Consider the following 2,172-nt stretch of genomic DNA (forward strand, 5'->3'; position numbering starts at 1 on the left):
AGTCGGGCATTCTTATGAATGTTCATTCGCGGCGATCCCTCCGACTCGAGATGTGGTAGCTCCAGTCTCCTCGATCCGCTCCGAATGGACAACCTCCCGAAAGCTCACATCAAAGCCACCTTCTCACGTTCCGCGCGTAGTCGTCGAAAGCCGGGCCGAACTGGCGGCGCATCTTGGCTTCCTCGAAGGGGATGTGGACCCAATTGGCGGTAGCAAACACCAAGAGGGGGGCGGCGAACATAAGAATAGCGCCCGTCGCCACAGCCACACCGAGGCTGAGGACGACGAGGCCCAGATACATGGGATTCCGGGTGAACTGAAAAGGTCCGCCGGTGACCAGCTTATTGTTGGTTTCCGAGGTGGGATTGACCTGGGTGCCCTCACGTCTGAACAGTATCAAGGCCCAAACTGGAGCAATGAAACTGACGGCGATGAGTCCGATCCCGACGAAGAGGCTATGTACCCAAGGTACGGCGGGCCACCCGGCCAAGTAGCTGGCGCCCGCAGTGAGGATCAAGAAGAGAAGGGCCCATATCGGTGGCGGAAGTTTCAACATATTCGTTCACCTCGCGGAGCGCGACCGGCGCTCTATTGCCGGCGCTGGGAGCGACTATAAGGAATGTTGCCCTTCAAAGCATTTGCGGCCGCTATGGGTCGTCGATCAACCGCTGGCGCAGCGGGCTGATAGGCGTGTGGAGATCGGGGTACTGCATGATCAGGCTCCTTTGTTGAAGAAGCTCGTCATGCTCTGCCCTTGCCGGGCGACGTTCAATCCAGGCGCAAACTCCAGCCCGCATCCTCTACCTCAGCCGCAGACGCCCTCCCGCGCAGCGGGTTCGTTCTCCGGCCCCAATTATCGCCTTCTAGTTCTGTTTGCAGCGCGACAACCAAGATGAGACGTGATCTCATCCAGATTGTCGCCCTACAGGCGAACGCCGCAGGACGCCATGTTGAGCACCGCCGAGCCGGCTCTGCAAAAGAAAATCACAGACAGCTGGTGCGCGGACGGCCTCCTTCCCTTCGGCGCCTATCGGCATGCAGCCCTGATGGGAGAAGAGATGCTTGTCGACGAGGCCGAACGTGTTATCCAAAGCTTAGTAGCGTGGAGTGAAACTGCCCGTCTCCTGCTAATGCGGCGCGTTTCGAGGTCGCGGGCCAGTTACAACCGTCGTTCTACAGGGCGTTCGGTGTCATCATTCCTGATCTTGGCGAAGTTATGCTGCCGTTCGAGCCAAGGCGTTGGATTGCGCCCGACGCGTCTTCTCGCCGGCGATAACGAAGAAGTCTCGAAACTCGAACTCTGGACGGGGCTCGATCTCAAGCCTTTGTTACGGTTCGCAGTCGTTCCCGGAGAAAAGCAGGTCAGTTTCGGAGATGCGGTCATTAATCGCAAATTCTTTGATCTCAAGGCCACCCGTTTCTGCGGCCATTGCCTCGCGGATGATCTGCGAGCCCCCGGCGCACAGCTTCATGACGCGTACATCCGAGCCTCCTGGATGTGGCTGCAGATCAGTCGTTGTCCCGTGCACGGGTCCGAGTTCAAAACGGCAGAAACCATCGAGCAGCTTGGCCAGCTTGCACACCTTCGCGCCAGCAAAGGTGCCGTGGCAGTGCCGGATCCGTGCGACCGATATTTCCAGGATCGCCTTTTTCGCGATGGGGGCGTTGCGCCATCGATGCCGAGCACCTCGCACGGGATGACATTCGCCTCCCCCATGAAATCGGCGATGAAGGCGGAAGCTGGCGCTCCATAGAGATCACGCGGCGCCCCGGTCTGGTCGATTTCGCCATCTTTCATGACGATGATGCGGTCGGACACGGCAAGCGCCTCGTCCTGATCGTGCGTGACATAGACGGCCGTGAAGCCCAGGCGCTGCTGGAGTTGGCGGATATCCGTGCGCACCTTGCGGCGCAGGCGCGCGTCGAGGTTGGAGAGCGGTTCATCGAGCAGCAGCACCTGCGGCTCCAGCACCAGTGCGCGGGCGACGGCGACGCGCTGCTGCTGGCCGCCGGAGAGTTCGGCGGGAAGGCGATGGCCCATGCCGGCCAGGCCGACGAGCACTAGAGCGTGCTGCAATTTTCCGGAATCGGGGATTCGCAAATCAGCGGAAATGTGATTCCCTATGCATGCCGGGAAAGGATGGCCGGCATGGATGACGCGACCCTATTCCG

2 protein-coding genes and 1 pseudogene are annotated in these 2,172 nt (G+C 60.1%); all 3 read right to left on the reverse strand.

The features are described from left to right. Positions 1-109 precede the first annotated feature (109 nt). Entirely contained in the window at positions 110-556 is a 447-nt protein-coding gene (locus QWJ46_RS30905) for an isoprenylcysteine carboxylmethyltransferase family protein (RefSeq protein ID WP_184459833.1), read from the reverse strand. Between the two features lie 772 nt (positions 557-1,328). Beyond that, on the reverse strand, positions 1,329-1,472 hold the full coding sequence (locus QWJ46_RS30910) for a hypothetical protein (protein WP_184459834.1): 144 nt from the start codon (positions 1,470-1,472) through the stop codon (positions 1,329-1,331). 197 nt (positions 1,473-1,669) lie between these two features. Further along, positions 1,670-2,113: pseudogene (locus tag QWJ46_RS30915) on the reverse strand (ABC transporter ATP-binding protein); the annotation flags it as partial. Positions 2,114-2,172 lie beyond the last annotated feature (59 nt).

It is taken from the genome of Rhizobium sp. CBN3, from assembly GCF_030518245.1.
GTDB classification, from domain to species: Bacteria; Pseudomonadota; Alphaproteobacteria; order Rhizobiales; family Rhizobiaceae; genus Rhizobium; species Rhizobium aethiopicum_A.

Excerpts from the sequence above, each read along its gene's own strand:
- QWJ46_RS30905 (WP_184459833.1), bottom strand. The coding sequence starts at position 556 with ATGTTGAAACTTCCGCCACCGATATGGGCCCTTCTCTTCTTGATCCTC.
- QWJ46_RS30910 (WP_184459834.1), bottom strand. The coding sequence starts at position 1,472 with ATGAAGCTGTGCGCCGGGGGCTCGCAGATCATCCGCGAGGCAATGGCC.